At 64.7% G+C, this 14,457-nt stretch carries 12 protein-coding genes; 6 read left to right on the top strand and 6 right to left on the bottom strand.

Going from position 1 to position 14,457, the window contains the following annotated elements:
- Positions 1 to 6: 6 nt before the first annotated feature.
- The 3 genes from HALZIN_RS0111630 (at position 7) to HALZIN_RS0111620 (ending at position 2,309) form a co-directional block, all read left to right on the top strand.
- Positions 7 to 237, top strand: a complete 231-nt coding sequence (locus HALZIN_RS0111630; RefSeq protein WP_031384384.1) for a formate dehydrogenase subunit delta — start codon at positions 7 to 9, stop codon at positions 235 to 237.
- A 126-nt stretch (positions 238 to 363) separates the two neighbouring features.
- Complete coding sequence (locus tag HALZIN_RS0111625; protein WP_031384383.1) at positions 364 to 1,176, top strand: Cof-type HAD-IIB family hydrolase; 813 nt, start codon at positions 364 to 366, stop codon at positions 1,174 to 1,176.
- Positions 1,177 to 1,214: 38 nt separating this feature from the next.
- Positions 1,215 to 2,309, top strand: a complete 1,095-nt coding sequence (locus HALZIN_RS0111620; RefSeq protein ID WP_035575335.1) for an AI-2E family transporter — start codon at positions 1,215 to 1,217, stop codon at positions 2,307 to 2,309.
- Between the two features lie 15 nt (positions 2,310 to 2,324).
- Here HALZIN_RS0111620 and HALZIN_RS0111615 read toward each other — a convergent pair whose 3' ends face one another.
- From HALZIN_RS0111615 to HALZIN_RS0111600, 4 genes are all read right to left on the bottom strand, one after another.
- Positions 2,325 to 3,422 carry a TIGR01620 family protein gene (locus HALZIN_RS0111615; protein WP_031384381.1) on the bottom strand — a complete coding sequence of 366 codons (1,098 nt, stop codon included), beginning with the start codon at positions 3,420 to 3,422 and terminating at the stop codon, positions 2,325 to 2,327.
- Entirely contained in the window at positions 3,419 to 4,825 is a 1,407-nt protein-coding gene (locus HALZIN_RS0111610; protein WP_031384380.1) for a YcjX family GTP-binding protein, read from the bottom strand. The genes HALZIN_RS0111615 and HALZIN_RS0111610 overlap by 4 nt, the downstream gene beginning before the upstream one ends.
- A 23-nt stretch (positions 4,826 to 4,848) precedes the next feature.
- The gene (locus HALZIN_RS0111605; RefSeq protein ID WP_031384379.1) at positions 4,849 to 6,027 is read right to left on the bottom strand and encodes an MFS transporter; all 1,179 of its coding nucleotides are present in this window, start codon (positions 6,025 to 6,027) and stop codon (positions 4,849 to 4,851) included.
- Positions 6,028 to 6,228: 201 nt separating this feature from the next.
- Positions 6,229 to 7,830, bottom strand: a complete 1,602-nt coding sequence (locus HALZIN_RS0111600; protein ID WP_031384378.1) for a solute:sodium symporter family transporter — start codon at positions 7,828 to 7,830, stop codon at positions 6,229 to 6,231.
- 301 nt (positions 7,831 to 8,131) lie between these two features.
- Between HALZIN_RS0111600 and HALZIN_RS0111595 the strand changes: the two genes are divergently transcribed.
- The 3 genes from HALZIN_RS0111595 (at position 8,132) to katE (ending at position 11,377) form a co-directional block, all read left to right on the top strand.
- Positions 8,132 to 8,680, top strand: coding sequence for a DUF924 family protein (locus HALZIN_RS0111595; protein WP_031384377.1), 549 nt, complete (start codon positions 8,132 to 8,134; stop codon positions 8,678 to 8,680).
- A 60-nt stretch (positions 8,681 to 8,740) separates the two neighbouring features.
- Positions 8,741 to 8,983 (top strand): GlsB/YeaQ/YmgE family stress response membrane protein, encoded by a 243-nt coding sequence (locus HALZIN_RS0111590; RefSeq protein WP_031384376.1) that lies wholly within the window; start codon positions 8,741 to 8,743, stop codon positions 8,981 to 8,983.
- Positions 8,984 to 9,226: 243 nt separating this feature from the next.
- Complete coding sequence (gene katE, locus HALZIN_RS0111585; protein WP_031384375.1) at positions 9,227 to 11,377, top strand: catalase HPII; 2,151 nt, start codon at positions 9,227 to 9,229, stop codon at positions 11,375 to 11,377.
- Positions 11,378 to 11,478: 101 nt separating this feature from the next.
- On the opposite strand, the gene gabT is transcribed toward katE, so the two are convergent.
- Positions 11,479 to 12,777 carry a 4-aminobutyrate--2-oxoglutarate transaminase gene (gabT, locus tag HALZIN_RS0111580; protein WP_031384374.1) on the bottom strand — a complete coding sequence of 433 codons (1,299 nt, stop codon included), beginning with the start codon at positions 12,775 to 12,777 and terminating at the stop codon, positions 11,479 to 11,481.
- A 208-nt stretch (positions 12,778 to 12,985) separates the two neighbouring features.
- Positions 12,986 to 14,434 carry an NAD-dependent succinate-semialdehyde dehydrogenase gene (locus HALZIN_RS0111575; RefSeq protein ID WP_031384373.1) on the bottom strand — a complete coding sequence of 483 codons (1,449 nt, stop codon included), beginning with the start codon at positions 14,432 to 14,434 and terminating at the stop codon, positions 12,986 to 12,988.
- Positions 14,435 to 14,457: the final 23 nt, after the last annotated feature.

The raw sequence follows: 14,457 nt of genomic DNA, 5'->3' as shown, positions 1-14,457 counted from the left end.
TGCCCGATGAGCGATCAGCAACTGCAGCAATTGATCAAGATGGTCAACCAGATCGCTGCCAACCAGCACGGTGAAAAGGCGCAGGCCGCGCAGCGCGTGGCGATGCACCTGCAGAAATTCTGGGCCCGCAGCATGAAGGCCCGGATCATCGCCTACCTGGACGACGATGGCTCGGATCTGTCGCCATTGGCGCGAGAGGCCGTGGCATGCCTCAAGCACGAACGCCAGGCGGGCTGAGGAGGACCCGGCCCGGCAAGCGTCAGGGGTGTCGGCAAAGTGGATCGGCGGGGACTTGCGATCTCCGCCGTTACCGAGTGGCCATTTTGCGGTAGCCTGAGTGACAAACTGGTCACAGGAAACTGCATGCAGTCCCATCTGATTGTCACCGATCTGGACAAGACCCTGCTCAATGCCCAGCACGGTCTCGATGAATTGACCATCGAGACCTTTCAGGCCCTGGCTGCCCAGGGCCATCATCTGGCGCTGGCATCGGGCCGCCACTTTCACGATATTGCCGCGTTCCGCCGGAGGCTGGGTGTCCCCGCCCATGTCATCAGCACCAATGGCGCGCATCTCTACGCGCCCGACGACAGCCTGATTGCCGAGCAGTGGGTGCCGGCCGAACTGGTCCGAGCGCTGGTCGAGCTGCCCCGCGATGCCGCGATTCGGCTCAATCTCTATACCGGCGACGAGTGGTTGATCGACGCGCCGGCTCCCGAGTTGATGGCGTTGCACGCGCACAGCGGTTTTCGCTATCGGATCGCCGATCTCGAAGCCCACGATGGCAGCGGCGTCGGCAAGGTATTGTGTATCGGCGATCCCGAGGCCCTGGCGACCCTCGAGCAGAGCATCAACGACAGCCTGGGCACGCGTTTGCACGTGACCTACTCGATGGCCGACTCGCTGGAGATCATGGCCGAGGGTGTCAACAAGGGCGCCACCCTCGAGCGCCTGATGGCGCGCCTCGAAATCCCCGCCGAGCGTTGCCTGGCGTTCGGCGATAACCTCAATGACGCCGAGATGCTGGCGTTGGTCGGTCATGGCTTCATCATGGAAAACGCCCATCCCGAGCTTGCACGGCGGATTCCCGGTGCCGTGCGCATTGGCCACCACCACTCGTCCGGCGTCGCCCGGCGGTTGCGCGAATATTTCGCGTTGAATGTCGCGGCGAGGTAGCCGCGTTATGCCATTGTCCTGTGACAAGGAGCGTCATCATGGCAGCGAACAGCGAGCGCTTGCGTGACTATACGCGCAAGGTCTGGATAGCGGCCGGCGTTGCCGCTGCCACGGTGGCGATACTGGCCACGCTCTGGTTCGGTTTCGAAATCCTGCTGATGGTCTTCGTGGGCTTGCTGCTGGCCTTGGCCTTTTCACTTCCGGCGGGTTGGCTATGTCGGCATAGTTTTCTGTCCCGTCGCTGGGCGCTGCTGGTCGTGTTGCTTGTGATCAGCGGCCTGCTCGCCGCCTTCAGTGTGAACTTCGCGTTCAGCATTGGCCAACAGTTCGAGCAACTCGCCGAGACGCTGCCCGGCTCGCTGGTTGAGCTGAAGACGATGCTAAGCCAGTGGCCGATGGGTTCGCAGATCATCGAATGGATCAGCGAGAATCCGTCGCCTGACGCTAATCTCAGTAGCTGGTCCACACGGGTCTCGACGGTGTTCTCGACGACGTTCGGGGCGTTGCTCAACGTCGTGGTGGTGGTGTTTATCGGTCTGTTCATCGCTTTCGATCCCGGGATCTATCGAACCGGTCTGATAAAGCTCATCACGCCTGCACATCGCGAGGGTGCGGCCGTCGTGCTGGAAGCCATCAAGCACAAGCTGGCCTGGTGGCTGCTTGGTCGGCTTGCTTCAATGACTGCCGTAGGCTTGCTGGCGGGCGTTGGCCTCTGGGCGTTGGGAATCCCGATGGCCTTGTCGCTGGGTCTGCTGGCGGCGCTGCTATCGTTCATTCCCTATCTGGGACCGCTCTTTTCGGCGGTTCCCGCCTTGCTGGTGGCCTTTTCGGTCGATTCGACGGCCATGCTGCATGTCGCCGTGCTCTATACCGGCGTTCAGACGCTGGAAAGTTATCTGGTCACGCCGCTCATCCAGCGCGAGGCGGTCAGTATTCCACCCGGTTTGTTATTGATCGTGCAGGTATGGCTGGGGCTGGTGGCCGGGCTGTTGGGCATGCTGGTGGCCGAGCCATTGATCGTGCTGGGCATGATCCTCGTGCAGCGTGTATATGTGAAAGGTTGGCTGGAGCGGCAGGACCCACCCGTCGAGCAGGCGCCTGAACCGACCGCTGGCGGTGATGTCCGGCGCTGACGGGAGCGCCTCGGCTCATGGTTCCGATCGATGCGACGCGGACCGGTCGCTCTCGCCGGGTGTCTCGAGCCGGCGCAGGCGCTGCCAGAGTTCGCTGCGCAGATCGGCGATGCGCGGCGCCTCGGCGTCGGCAAACGGCAGCGGACGGGTGAGGCGCAGCGCGCGCAGCCCCAGGCGCGCCGACAACAGCCCCACGCCGAGCCCCTGGCCGGCGCGTACCGAGAGCTTGCTGGCGAGATTCATCGAGAACAGCTCCATGCTGGCCTCGGAGGCGATTTCGCTGGCGCCGGCGAAGGCCAGGTTGGCGAGCACCTGGCGAAACAGCTTGAGCCGACTGGCGTAACCGAGTTCCAGGCCATACAGCGCGGCGATGCGCTCGAGCATCGCCAGGTTGCGCCAGGCGACCAACAGCATGTCGATCAGCGTCAGCGGGCTGACCGCGACCATCACCGCGGTGTCCCCCGACATTCGCGAAATCAGTCGGCGCGCCTCTCGATCGCGCGGAGCGAGTACATGATGGGCCAGTAGCGCACGTGTCTCGGCGCCGTCGTGGTGGGACTGATGCGCTTGCAGGAAGGCCTGCCAGTGGGGATGGTCGCGGTCGAGTTGCATCTGCTCGCGCAGCGACTCGGCGAGTTGGCGCGCCTCGCGGCCGGCTTCGGTGCGGCCGGCTTCGGCGTCCAGCCCCTCGAGGCGCTGGCGTAGCGCGCCATGGCGTCGCAGCCGGCGTAGCCGCCACAACTCGCGCAGCAGCGCCGAGCCACCCAGGGCGAGTGCCAGCAGCCCGAGCAGGCTCCAGGCGCCGCTCAGCCAATCGCCGCCCAGCGAGGCCCGGTAGAGCGTCTCGCCGGCTTCGATGGCGCCCAGCGTGAGGCTGCCGCCGAGCAGCGTCAAAAGCCCCCAGCGGCGCTTGCGCGGTCGTCCCAGCCCACGCTCCAGGGCGGCGCCGGTGGTCGGGGGCAGCGCCTCGTCCGCGTCGCGGCGTTGGGTCGTTAGCTCGACGGGGTAGTGCTCGGCCGGCCGCGGGTCCGGGTGGGCGCCGACACGCGCGGCGTCGGGTTCGTCGAGGTTTTTTTCGAGAGTGAAGCGCTGCTGGGGGCGCGGGTCGCTCATGTCAGTTTGTCTCCGATCAGCCAGTCGAGGGCGGCGTCCAGGCGAATGTGCGGCAGGCCGTCACCGCGGCTGGCGCGGGGCAGCGGACGAAAGGCGGTGAAGCTGAAGCCTTGACGGGCCCAGAAGTCGGCGCGGGGCAGGCGCGCCGGAACCTCGCCGGGAAACACCAAGTGCGCCTCGCCGGCCAGGTCGGTGCCGCGCAGTGCCGGGATGCGCGTTCCCTGTTGACTGACTTCATGCACTTCGGTGGCGCGCAGCGAGGCCAGCGACAGCGCGCGTACCGGGATGTCGGCATAGCGCAGGTCCTTGATCGGCTCGGCGAGCAGCGCCTCGAGCAAAGCGACCAGCTTGCCGTGCTGCTCGGGGGTAACGTGATCGGCCTTGGTGGCGGCGATCGCCAGGCGGTCGATGCGCGGCGCGAACAGCCGCGTGAGCAGGCTGCGCTTGCCGTAGTCGAAGCTCTTCATCAGCGTCGCCAGGGCCCGCGACAGGTCCTCGAAGCGTTCCGGCCCGGCGTTCAGCGCGCCGAGCACGTCCACCAGCACGATCTGCCGGTCGAAGCGCCGAAAGTGCTCGCGATAAAACGGCTTGACCACGTGCTGCTGATAATAGGCGAAGCGCCGCGCCAGGGTGCGGTAGACGCTGTCCTCGGGAAGCGCCTCGAGACGCGCCCGGTCCGCTTCGCCGACGCCCGGCAGCGGGAAGAACTGCAGTACCGGGGCACCGTCGAGATCGCCGGGCAGCAGGAAACGCCCCGGCTGCAGGTCGGCGAAGCCGGCTTCACGGGCCGCGCGCAGGTAACCGGCATAGTGCTCGGCGATGCCTGCCAGCCGGGCCTCGTCGGCGCTGGCCGCGGGGTCGAGCGCGTCGATCGCGGCCAGCCAGTCGCTGGCCAGCTCGCGTCGCGCCGGGCTCAACGAGGCCTGCTGGCGCTCGCACCAGCTCAGGTAGTCGTGCTCGAGCAGCGGCAGGTCGAGCAGCCATTCGCCGGGGTAATCGAACAGATCCAGCGTCAGGGTCGCGCTGTCGCTGGCGAAACCGGCCAACAGGCCGTGGCGTTCGGGGCGATAGCGAATGCGCAGGCGCAGCTCGCTGATGCCGCGGGTCGGGTCGGGCCAGCGCGGCGGCTCGGCATCGAGCGCGGCCAGCGCCTGGTCGTAGGGAAAGCGCGGTATGCCAAGGTCCGCCTGGGCGATGCGCTGGGCGCCGAGCAGGCGCCCTTCGCGGGCCGCCGGCAACAGGTCGAGGCGTGCCTCGAGCCCGGCGTGACGCAGCTGATGGACCAGCGAGGTGAGAAAGGCCGTCTTGCCGGCCCGGGATAGCCCGGTGACTGCCAGGCGCAGCTGGCGGTCACGGCCGCGTTCGATGAGATTGCTGACTTCGCGTGCCAGGGTCTGGCGCATGGAATCGAGATCCGCCGAGAAATTCAGCCTCTAATCTGGGGGCGTTGAGCGCCGCTGGCAAGTCGCAGCCAGGCCAGCGCGCCCAGCGGTAACAGCGAAAGCGGCAGCAACACGGCATTGAGGCCGGCCCAGCCGAGGCCGGCTTCGAGCGGCCCGGCAAGCAGTGCGGTAAGGCTCACCGTGGAAAACACCAGGCACTCGTTGGCGGCCTGGGTGCGGGCCTTCTCGGCCGGGCGATAGGTCTCGGTAAGCAGGCCGGTGGCGGGCAGAAAGGTCAGGTTCCAGCCCAGCCCGAGCAGTACCAGCGCCGCGTAGTAGCCGTACAGCCCCACCTCGAACTGGGCCAGTACGCCGCATCCGGCGAGCAGCAGGCAGCCGATGGCGATCATCCTCGGCGCGCCGAAGCGTGCGGTCAGCCGGCCGGTGACGAAGGACGGCAGGAACATCGCCAGCACATGCCATTGAATGGTGGTGGCCACGTGATCGAAGGTGAAGCCGGCGCGCTGCATGGCCAGTGGCGTGGCGGTCATCGCCAGGTTCATCACCCCGTAGCCGACCAGCGCGCTGAGCGCGGCGACAATGAATGTCGGCTGGCGCAGGATCTCCCCCAGCGGTCGCGCCGGCCCCTCGCCGTGAGTACGCTGGGCTGGCGGCAGGCGGGTGAAGGCGAGCAATACCAGCGCCAGGGCATAGAGCAATCCGAGGCCCAGGAAGCTGCCCAGAAAGGGCACGTCGGTGAGTTCGCGGCTGGTCCGGGCCAGCCACGGGCCGAGGAAGGCCGCCAGTACTCCGCCGCCCATCACCAGCCCGATGGCGCGATCGCGCAAGACCGGCGGAGCGGCCTCCACCGCGGCGAAGCGGTAAAGAGTGCCGAAGCCGATACCCACGCCGATCAGCCAGGTTCCCAGCATGAACGGGACGAACCGCTCGGCTTGCAGCGCCCAGGCCGCTACGCCGACCCCGGCGATGCCCAGCAGGTTGCCGAGCATGAAACCGCGCTTGCGCCCCAGTCGGGCCATGATCAGCGAGGCGGGTATCGTCGCGCACATCAGGCCCAGCAGCTGAGTGGCCACCGGCGCGGTGGCCCAGGCCGGCCCCGGAGCGAGGCGCACACCGATCAATGGCGACACAGCGATCAGCAGAATGTTGCCGCTGACCAGCAGCGCCTGGCACAGCGAAAGCAGGGTGACGGTCAAGGGCATGGCTGGCGTCCGGTTTAAGGCATATCGCTAGGGCCTGTTGACGTTTCGTCGCGGCCGCGACGAAACGTCAACAGGCCCTAGTGTCACCTCGGCGGGACGGGGCGGCAACGTTCACCTGACCATCGCCGGAGCATGCAAGCGCAACGACCCCGCCGTTTGGCGGGGTCGCAGGGAGCGGTTGCAGTTCGAGAGGTCCGCGAATTATACGCCGCCGGCAAAGGCCGCGTAGATGGCGATGACCAGCACCACCAGCACGATGCCCGCCGGAACGGCGCCTTTCCACGGGGTCAGGTCGACTTCGCCGCTGTCTTCATGGACCCACGGCGTCGCCCGCGGGGCGAGCTTGCCGATGACCAGCATCATGATCACCAGCAGCGCGAATACCAGGCCCACGAAGTGGAAGTTGTGAATGTAGTCGAGCAGGCCGGTGAACGGCGGGACGAAGTAGACCGCGGCGATCACCAGGCAGCCGCCGATCAGCGCGATCTTGGCGGCAATCGCCGGTACCCGCCTGGTCAGCAGGCCGACCACTACCACGGCGAGGATCGGGATGAAGTACAGCGCGTTCATCTTCTGCAGGTAGCCGAACAGGCTGTCCTGACCGGCCAGCAAGGGGGCGATGATCATCGCCGCGACCGCCATGATCCAGCCGAAGATCTTGCCCGAGCGGACCACCTGCTGCTCGCTGGCGTTCTTGTTGAACACCCCCTTGTACAGACCCAGGCTGAACAGGGTGGTGGTACTGTTGAGCGCCGAGTTGAACGACGACAGGATCGCGCCGACCATCACCGCGGCAAAGAAACCGGTGAGGTAGGGCGGCATGACGTTGAAGACCAGCTGTCCGTAGGCGGCATCGGCCTTGATGCCTTCGCCAGCATACAGGTTGTAGGCGATGATCCCCGGCAGCACCAGGTACAACGGTCCGAGCAGCTTGAGCAGGCCGGTCAGCAGCACGCCCTTCTGGCCCTCGGCGAGGGTCTTGGCGGCGAAGGTGCGCTGGATGATCTGCTGGTTGGTGGTCCAGTAGAACAGGTTGATCAGCAGCACGCCGGTGAACAGTGTAGAGAACGGTACCTGCTGTTCCGGGCCGCCGATCGAGTTGAGTTTCTCGGGATTCTGTTGCTTGAGAATCTCCCAGCCGGCCATTACGCCGTTGCCGTCACTGACTGCCTGCAGGCCGAAGTAGACGACCACGAAGCCGCCGATCAGCAGGCCGACGCCGTTGATGGTATCCGACACGGCAACGGTGCGCAGGCCGCCGAACAGCGCATAGATCGAGCCGATGATGCCGACGACCCATACACTGCCCCACAGCAGGGTCGTACTGGACTGAATGCCGGTCAGTCCCGGCAGGTCGAGCATGCCCTGCAGGCCGATCGCTCCAGAGTACAGGATGATCGGCAACAGGATCACGGCGTAGGCCAGCAGGAAGATGATGTTACAGATCAGCTGGGTGGTGTTGTCGAAACGCAGCGACAACAGCTGCGGCACCGTGGCGATGCCGCTGCGCAAGAAACGCGGCAGGAAGAACAGCCCCAGCGCGACCAGCGCGATGACCGCGATCACTTCCCAGGCCATGACGCTCAGACCATCGGTGAAGGCGCTGCCGTTGAGGCCGACCATCTGTTCGGTGGACAGGTTGGTCATCAGCAGCGAGCCGGCGATCAGCGGGAAGGTCAGGCTGCGCCCGGCCAGGAAGTACCCACGCGTGCTGCTGTGGTCGTCCCGGCGTGTGACCCACCAGGTGATCGCAGCGACCAGCCCGGTAAAGAAGAAAAATGAGATAAGGGTTAGGGCATGCATAGGTTGAAGAATCCTTGGATGGCTTGACGAGCGCGACAGGCTCCGCTGCAGCTCACGGCTGAACTAAAGTATAAGTACATGAGCGTGTTCTTCCATTAGCCATTTGTCGGACATAACTCTGATAATGTCGGCTTGGGCCTGTAATGGTTCGCCTCAGCGCGATCCTTTCAGGCATGCGTGAGTCACCGTTACAGCTATCGCCTCTCAGCGGCTATGCTAAGGACGGGTGCCTGGCTGACAGGGTCGCGTCGGCCGCTAACGAGCCCGGGCGGGCAACGCAAATTGCGATACGGGAGTCAGCATGGCCGAGACGTCAGCACAGCGGGTATTGAGTTTCTGGTTCGAAACCCTGGGCGCCAAGCAGTGGTTCGCCAAGGATGCGCGGCTCGACCGGCACATCGGCGATCGTTTCGCGGCGTTGCATGAGGCGGCCAGGGCCAATGAACTCTGGGCCTGGCGTGAGTCGCCGCAGGGGCGGTTGGCGGAAATCCTGCTGCTCGACCAGTTTTCGCGCAATCTCCATCGCGACCGGCCGCAGGCGTTCGCGCAGGATCCGCAGGCGCTCGCCCTGGCCCAAGTCGCGGTGGCCCAAGGCGCTGACCGGCATCTTGAGATCGCTCAGCGCGCCTTCTTGTACATGCCCTATATGCACAGCGAATCGCTGGTCATCCATGACGAGGCGCTGCGGCTTTTCACCCAGCCGGGGCTCGAGGAGAACCTCAAGTTCGAGCGGCGACATCACGAGATCATTGCCCGATTCGGTCGCTATCCACATCGTAACGCGATACTCGGGCGTTCCTCGACACCCGATGAGCAAGCCTTTCTCACCCGACCCGGCTCGTCATTCTGAGCTCCGCTGTGGCAGTCTGGGTGAGCCATTTCGATAGAAAAAGTGAAGGGAGTCCTGGATATGGGTCTGATTCTGTGGTTGATCATCGGCGGTCTGGCCGGCTGGATTGCAGGCAATGTCATGCGCGGTGGCGGCTTCGGCATCTTCGGCAATATCGGTGTGGGGATCGTCGGCGCGGTGCTCGGCGGGCTGCTGTTTCGGCTTATCGGTCTAGCCTCTACCGGAATCATCGGTTCGCTGGTAACCGCCACGGTGGGCGCCGTAGTGCTGCTGTGGATCGTCGCCAAGCTGCGCAAGGGCTGACGGCAACGACGCCGACTGGGCATCAGCCGGGACTGGCTCTCGTCCGACGCTGTCATCATCGGGCCAAATAGGTGCCGGAGCGGTTTGCGCTGCCCGGGTCATCGTGTCTATCTTCTACAAGGCAAACGAAAAAGGCAGGACGACACAACGCCGCCGAACGGAAAGTCATGGAACCGATAGGCCATGTTCGGCGGTGACTTGAAAGTGGGTGGAGCCATTCCAGCAAACGAGGAGAGTTTGATAATGGCGAACAATCCCCATACGCGCCCCAATAGCGACGAGGCGCATGACAAGGAATTCAAGACCAACGAGCGCAGCAAGTCGGAGAATCTCGAGAAATATTGCAGCGATGCCGAGGGGCACGACCTGCGGACCAATCAGGGTACGCGTATTGCCGATAACCACAATTCGCTGAAGGCCGGCGAGCGTGGTCCCACGCTGATGGAAGACTTCATCTTCCGCGAAAAACTCAATCATTTCGATAATGAGCGGATTCCCGAGCGCATCGTCCATGCGCGTGGCGCAGCCGCTCACGGCTATTTTCAGCCTTACGACAATGCCGCCCAGTATTCCAAGGCCGGTGTGTTCCAGGACCCCAACAAGAAGACGCCGGTCTTCGTGCGTTTTTCCACGGTGCAAGGCGCACGTGGTTCGAACGACACCGTGCGTGACGTGCGCGGCTTCGCCACCAAATTCTATACCGACGAGGGCAACTGGGACCTGGTCGGCAACGACATGCCGGTGTTCTTCATCCAGGACGCCATCAAGTTTCCCGATTTCGTGCATGCGGTGAAGCCCGAGCCCCACAACGAGGTCCCCCAGGGCCAGTCGGCCCACGACACCTTCTGGGATTTCGTCTCGCTGATGCCCGAGAGCACCCACATGGTGCTATGGACCATGTCGGATCGGGCCTTCCCGCGTCACTATCGCAACATGGAAGGCTTCGGCGTGCATACCTTCCGGCTGGTCGACAAGCAGGGCAAGGCACGTTTCGCCAAGTTCCACTGGAAGCCGCTGGCCGGTACCTGCTCGCTGATCTGGGACGAGGCGCAGAAGTTGTGGGGGCGCGATCCGGACTTCAACCGCCGCAACATGTGGGACGACATCGAGAGCGGTGATTTCCTGGAGTTCGAATTCGGGGTGCAGATCGTCGAGGAGGAGGACGAACACAAGTTCGACTTCGACCTGCTCGATCCAACCAAGATCATCCCCGAGGAACAGGTGCCGGTCGTCCCCATCGGCAAGATGGTGCTCAACCGCAACCCCGACAACTACTTCGCCGAGACCGAGCAGGTGGCGTTCAATCCGGCCAACGTCGTGCCGGGAATCGACTTCACCAACGATCCGCTGCTGCAGGGCCGGCTGTTCTCCTACCTGGATACCCAGATGCTGCGCCTGGGTGGGCCGAACTTCCACGAGATTCCCATCAATCAGCCAGTGGCGCCGTTCCACAACAACCAGCGCGATTCGATGCATCGCCAGACGATCAACAAGGGCCAGGCGTCCTACGAGCCCAACTCGATCGACGACGGCTGGCCGCGGGAAACGCCGCCGGCGCCGCAAAACGGTGGCTTCGAGACGGTCAACGAGCGCATCGATGCCAACAAGATTCGTGCGCGCAGTCCGTCGTTCGGTGATCACTACTCCCAGGCCACGCTGTTCTGGAATTCCCAGAGCGAGGCCGAGAAGGAACACATCATCGCCGCCTATACCTTCGAACTGTCAAAGGTGGAGCGCCCGTGGATCCGGGAGCGGGTGATCAAGGAGATTCTGCCCAACATCGATCTCGAGCTGGCGCGGCGGGTTGGCGAGAACCATGGTGTCGAGACGCCGACCGAGAAGCCGGCGCCCGCCGATGAGTTGGGCAAGAGTGCGCAGCAGGAATCGCCCGCATTGAGCCTGATGGCGCGACTGCCGCATGACATCAAGTACCGCAAGGTCGCGCTGCTGGTGGCCGATGGAGTCGATGCCGATCAGCTCCAGTCGCTCCAAGCCAAGCTGCAGGCCGAAGGCGCCAAGGGCATCGTCATCGCGCCCAGCATGGCACCGATCAAGGCGCTCGGCGGCCAGAGCGTGGTGCCTGACGCCATGCTCAACGGCCTGCCGTCGGTGACCCTGGATTCGGTGGTGGTGGTCGGCGGCGCCGAAAGCGTCAAGACGCTGTCGCAATCCGGGCTGGGGCTGTATTACGTTCAGGAGGCCTACAAGCACCTCAAGGCGATCGCCGCCGTCGGCGAGGGCAAGGATCTGTTGTCCGCGGCGGGCGTGCCCACCCAGGAAGACGGTATCTTCCTCGGGGCCGCGGTGGACGATGTCCTTACCCCGTTCGTCGAGGCGATGGGCCAGCATCGCGTCTGGTCGCGCGACTCGAAGGCCAACAGCATGCCGGCCTGATCGCCAGCTGACGAGGCTGCAATCGCTGAAATAGAAGCGCCCCGCTTGAAAGCGGGGCGCTTTTCTTGGGACTTGATATCCGGCCAGCACGGCCGCGACTATCAGGCGGTCGCGGCGCTTTTGTTGCCGACCAACTCGCTGAGTGCCGATTCGAGGATCCCCAGGCCTTCCTCGAGCACCTCGTCCTGGATGGTAACCGGCATCAGAAAGCGGATGGTGTTGCCGTACATGCCGCAGGACAGCAGGATCAGCCCTTTCTCGCGGGCCTTCTTGCACAGCGCCCCGGTCAGCTCGGCATCCGGCGTATGGTTGGCCTTGTCGGAAACCAGCTCGAAGGCCGCCATGGCGCCCATGTTGCGAGGATTGTCGATACAGTCGAACTGCTGCTGCCAGGTGGCGAAGCGCTTGGCCAGCTTGTCGCCCAGCGCCTGGCTCTTGGCGAGGATGTTCTCCTGCTCGAAGACCTCGAGCACCGCCAGGGTCGCCGCGCAGGAAACCGGGCTGCCGGTGTAGGTGCCGCCCAGCGAATTACCGCCGGACGCGTCCATGTGCTTGTCGGTGCCGACGACGGCCGAGATCGGCATGCCGTCCGCCATGCTCTTGGCCATGGTGATGATGTCCGGCTCCACGCCGCTGTGTTCGATGGCGAACAGCTTGCCGGTACGCCCGAAGCCCGATTGCACCTCGTCGACGATCATCAGCATGCCATGCTCGTCGCAGATCTCGCGGACCTTCTTCAGAAAGCTCGCCGGTGCGGCGTAGAAACCGCCTTCGCCGAGCACCGGCTCGATGACCACCGCCGCGGTGTCCCTGGGATTGGCGTCGGTCTTGAGCGCCATCTTCAGGCCGCGCAGCGCTTCGTCCTCGCTGACGCCGTGATACGCTACCGGATACGGGGCGCGGAACACGTTGCCCGGCATGCTGCCGAAGTCGCTCTGGTAGGGCGCGACCTTGCCGTTCATGGCCATGGTCATGAAGGTCCGGCCGTGATAACCGCCGTCGAAGCAGATGATGTTGTTGCGGCCGGTCGCGGCACGGGCGATCTTGACGGCGTTTTCCAGCGCTTCGGCGCCGGAATTGGCCAGCATGACCTTGGCGTGGCCACGCACCGGGGTGATCTGGCTGAGCTTCTCGGCCACCTTCACGTAGCCTTCATAGGGCATGACGGTCTGGCAGGTATGCATCACCTTGTCGAGCTGGGCCTTGACCGCCTCGACCACCTTGGGATGGCGATGGCCGATGTTGAGCACCCCGATGCCGCCGGCGAAGTCGATGAAACGCTTGCCGTCGGCATCCCAGACTTCGGCGTTCTCGGCGCGAGCGGCGAAGTGCTCCGCCGGACTGGCGGCACCGTTGGCGACATAGCGTGTCTTGAGTTCGTTGAGCTGAGCGTTATTCATGCATGGCCTCCTTGTGCAAGGCGTTAGGGAACACTACATAAATGTCTGCGCGGGCAAATCGCTGCGTTGTGCGGTGCCGAAGCGTCGGACCGTCGGAATCCTCACATATAACCCATATGCTCCGGTTCCTGTGCTCCGTACGCCTTGCGCTTTACTTGGGGGCGCCCAGCCCGCTCGCCTATTTATCCAGCGTTCCTTGGGCTATTGATCACAGTCCACCGACGCAGACGTACTTCAGTTCGGTAAAGTCTTCGAGCCCGTGACGCGATCCCTCACGCCCGAGGCCCGATTCCTTGACGCCGCCGAACGGCGCCAGTTCGGTCGAGAGCAGGCCCTCGTTGACGGCTACCATGCCGTATTCCAGCTGTTCCATGACGTGCCAGATGCGTCGGTAGTCACGCGCATAGAAATAGGCGGCGAGGCCAAACTCGGTGGCGTTGGCCATGGCGATGGCCTCCTCATCATGTTCGAAGCGGAAGACCGGCGCCAGCGGGCCGAAGGTTTCCTCGCCCGCGACCCGCATTTCGGCCGTCACATCGGCGAGCACGGTGGGCTGAAAGAACCTGCCGCCCAGGGCATGGCGCGCGCCGCCGCAGATCAGCCGTGCGCCCTTGTCGAGCGCATCGCCGATGTGCGCTTCGACCTTGCTCACCGCCGCGGCATTGATCAGCGGTCCTTGAACCACGTCGTCCTCCAGACCGTTACCGACCCTTAGCTGACCGACGCGCTTGGCCAGCTTGTCTAGGAAAGCGTCGTACACATTGGCCTGTACCAGCAAGCGATTCGTGCACACGCAGGTCTGTCCTGAGTTGCGGAACTTGGAGGCAATGGCGCCTTCCACCGCGGCATCCAGGTCGGCATCGTCGAAAACGATGAACGGCGCATTGCCGCCAAGTTCCATGGACACCTTCTTGACGCTCCCGGCGCATTGCGCCAACAGCCGTTTGCCGACCGGCGTCGAGCCGGTGAACGAGACCTTGCGCACCCGCGGGTCGGTGGTCAGTACCTCGCCGATGGCCGCGGGACGCGACGCGGTCACCACGTTGAACACCCCGGCCGGCAGCCCGGCGCGCTCGGCCAGGCCGGCCAGCGCCAGCGCGGTCAGCGGTGTCGCCTCGGCCGGCTTGACGACCACCGGGCAACCAGCGGCCAGCGCCGGCGCGCACTTGCGGGTGATCATCGCCAGCGGAAAGTTCCAGGGCGTGATCGCCGCGACCACGCCCACCGGTTCGCGAAACACCAGGATGCGCTTGTCGGCGCCATGGCCGGGCAACGTCTCGCCGGCGATGCGCTTGGCCTCCTCGGCGTAATATTCGACGAAGGCGGCGCCGTAGCCGACCTCGCCGCGTGATTCGACGAGTGGCTTGCCCTGTTCGAAGGTCATTAACCGGGCCAATTGCTCCTGATGGGCGATGATCAGTTCGAACCACGTCCGCAGCAGGGTGGCACGTTGCTTGGCTGGCAGCCGCCGCCACGCCGGCCAGGCCGACTCGGCGGCGGCGATCGCCTCGCGCGCGGCGTCGGCGTCCAGGTCGGGTATCTCGGCGAGAACCTCGCCATTGGCGGGATTGCTGACCGGGAAATGGCTGGCCGCATCGCGCCACTGACCGGCGATGTAGGCCTTGGGGGTCAGGAAGTCGGGGAGGGTTGATGCCATGACGGAGCTCCAGAAATGGACAG

The organism is Halomonas zincidurans B6, from assembly GCF_000731955.1.
Taxonomy (GTDB): domain Bacteria; phylum Pseudomonadota; class Gammaproteobacteria; order Pseudomonadales; family Halomonadaceae; genus Modicisalibacter; species Modicisalibacter zincidurans.
The sequence above is the reverse complement of the archived record's forward strand: the minus strand, read 5'-3'. Positions and strand labels throughout refer to the sequence as shown.

What these genes read in the sequence shown, in the direction of transcription:
- HALZIN_RS0111615 (WP_031384381.1), bottom strand. Translation starts at nt 3,422, where the DNA reads ATGAGCGACCCGCGCCCCCAGCAGCGCTTCACTCTCGAAAAAAACCTC.
- katE (WP_031384375.1), top strand. Translation starts at nt 9,227, where the DNA reads ATGGCGAACAATCCCCATACGCGCCCCAATAGCGACGAGGCGCATGAC.
- HALZIN_RS0111620 (WP_035575335.1), top strand. Translation starts at nt 1,215, where the DNA reads ATGGCAGCGAACAGCGAGCGCTTGCGTGACTATACGCGCAAGGTCTGG.
- HALZIN_RS0111575 (WP_031384373.1), bottom strand. Translation starts at nt 14,434, where the DNA reads ATGGCATCAACCCTCCCCGACTTCCTGACCCCCAAGGCCTACATCGCC.
- HALZIN_RS0111610 (WP_031384380.1), bottom strand. Translation starts at nt 4,825, where the DNA reads ATGCGCCAGACCCTGGCACGCGAAGTCAGCAATCTCATCGAACGCGGC.
- HALZIN_RS0111600 (WP_031384378.1), bottom strand. Translation starts at nt 7,830, where the DNA reads ATGCATGCCCTAACCCTTATCTCATTTTTCTTCTTTACCGGGCTGGTC.
- HALZIN_RS0111590 (WP_031384376.1), top strand. Translation starts at nt 8,741, where the DNA reads ATGGGTCTGATTCTGTGGTTGATCATCGGCGGTCTGGCCGGCTGGATT.
- HALZIN_RS0111625 (WP_031384383.1), top strand. Translation starts at nt 364, where the DNA reads ATGCAGTCCCATCTGATTGTCACCGATCTGGACAAGACCCTGCTCAAT.
- HALZIN_RS0111595 (WP_031384377.1), top strand. Translation starts at nt 8,132, where the DNA reads ATGGCCGAGACGTCAGCACAGCGGGTATTGAGTTTCTGGTTCGAAACC.
- HALZIN_RS0111605 (WP_031384379.1), bottom strand. Translation starts at nt 6,027, where the DNA reads ATGCCCTTGACCGTCACCCTGCTTTCGCTGTGCCAGGCGCTGCTGGTC.
- gabT (WP_031384374.1), bottom strand. Translation starts at nt 12,777, where the DNA reads ATGAATAACGCTCAGCTCAACGAACTCAAGACACGCTATGTCGCCAAC.
- HALZIN_RS0111630 (WP_031384384.1), top strand. Translation starts at nt 7, where the DNA reads ATGAGCGATCAGCAACTGCAGCAATTGATCAAGATGGTCAACCAGATC.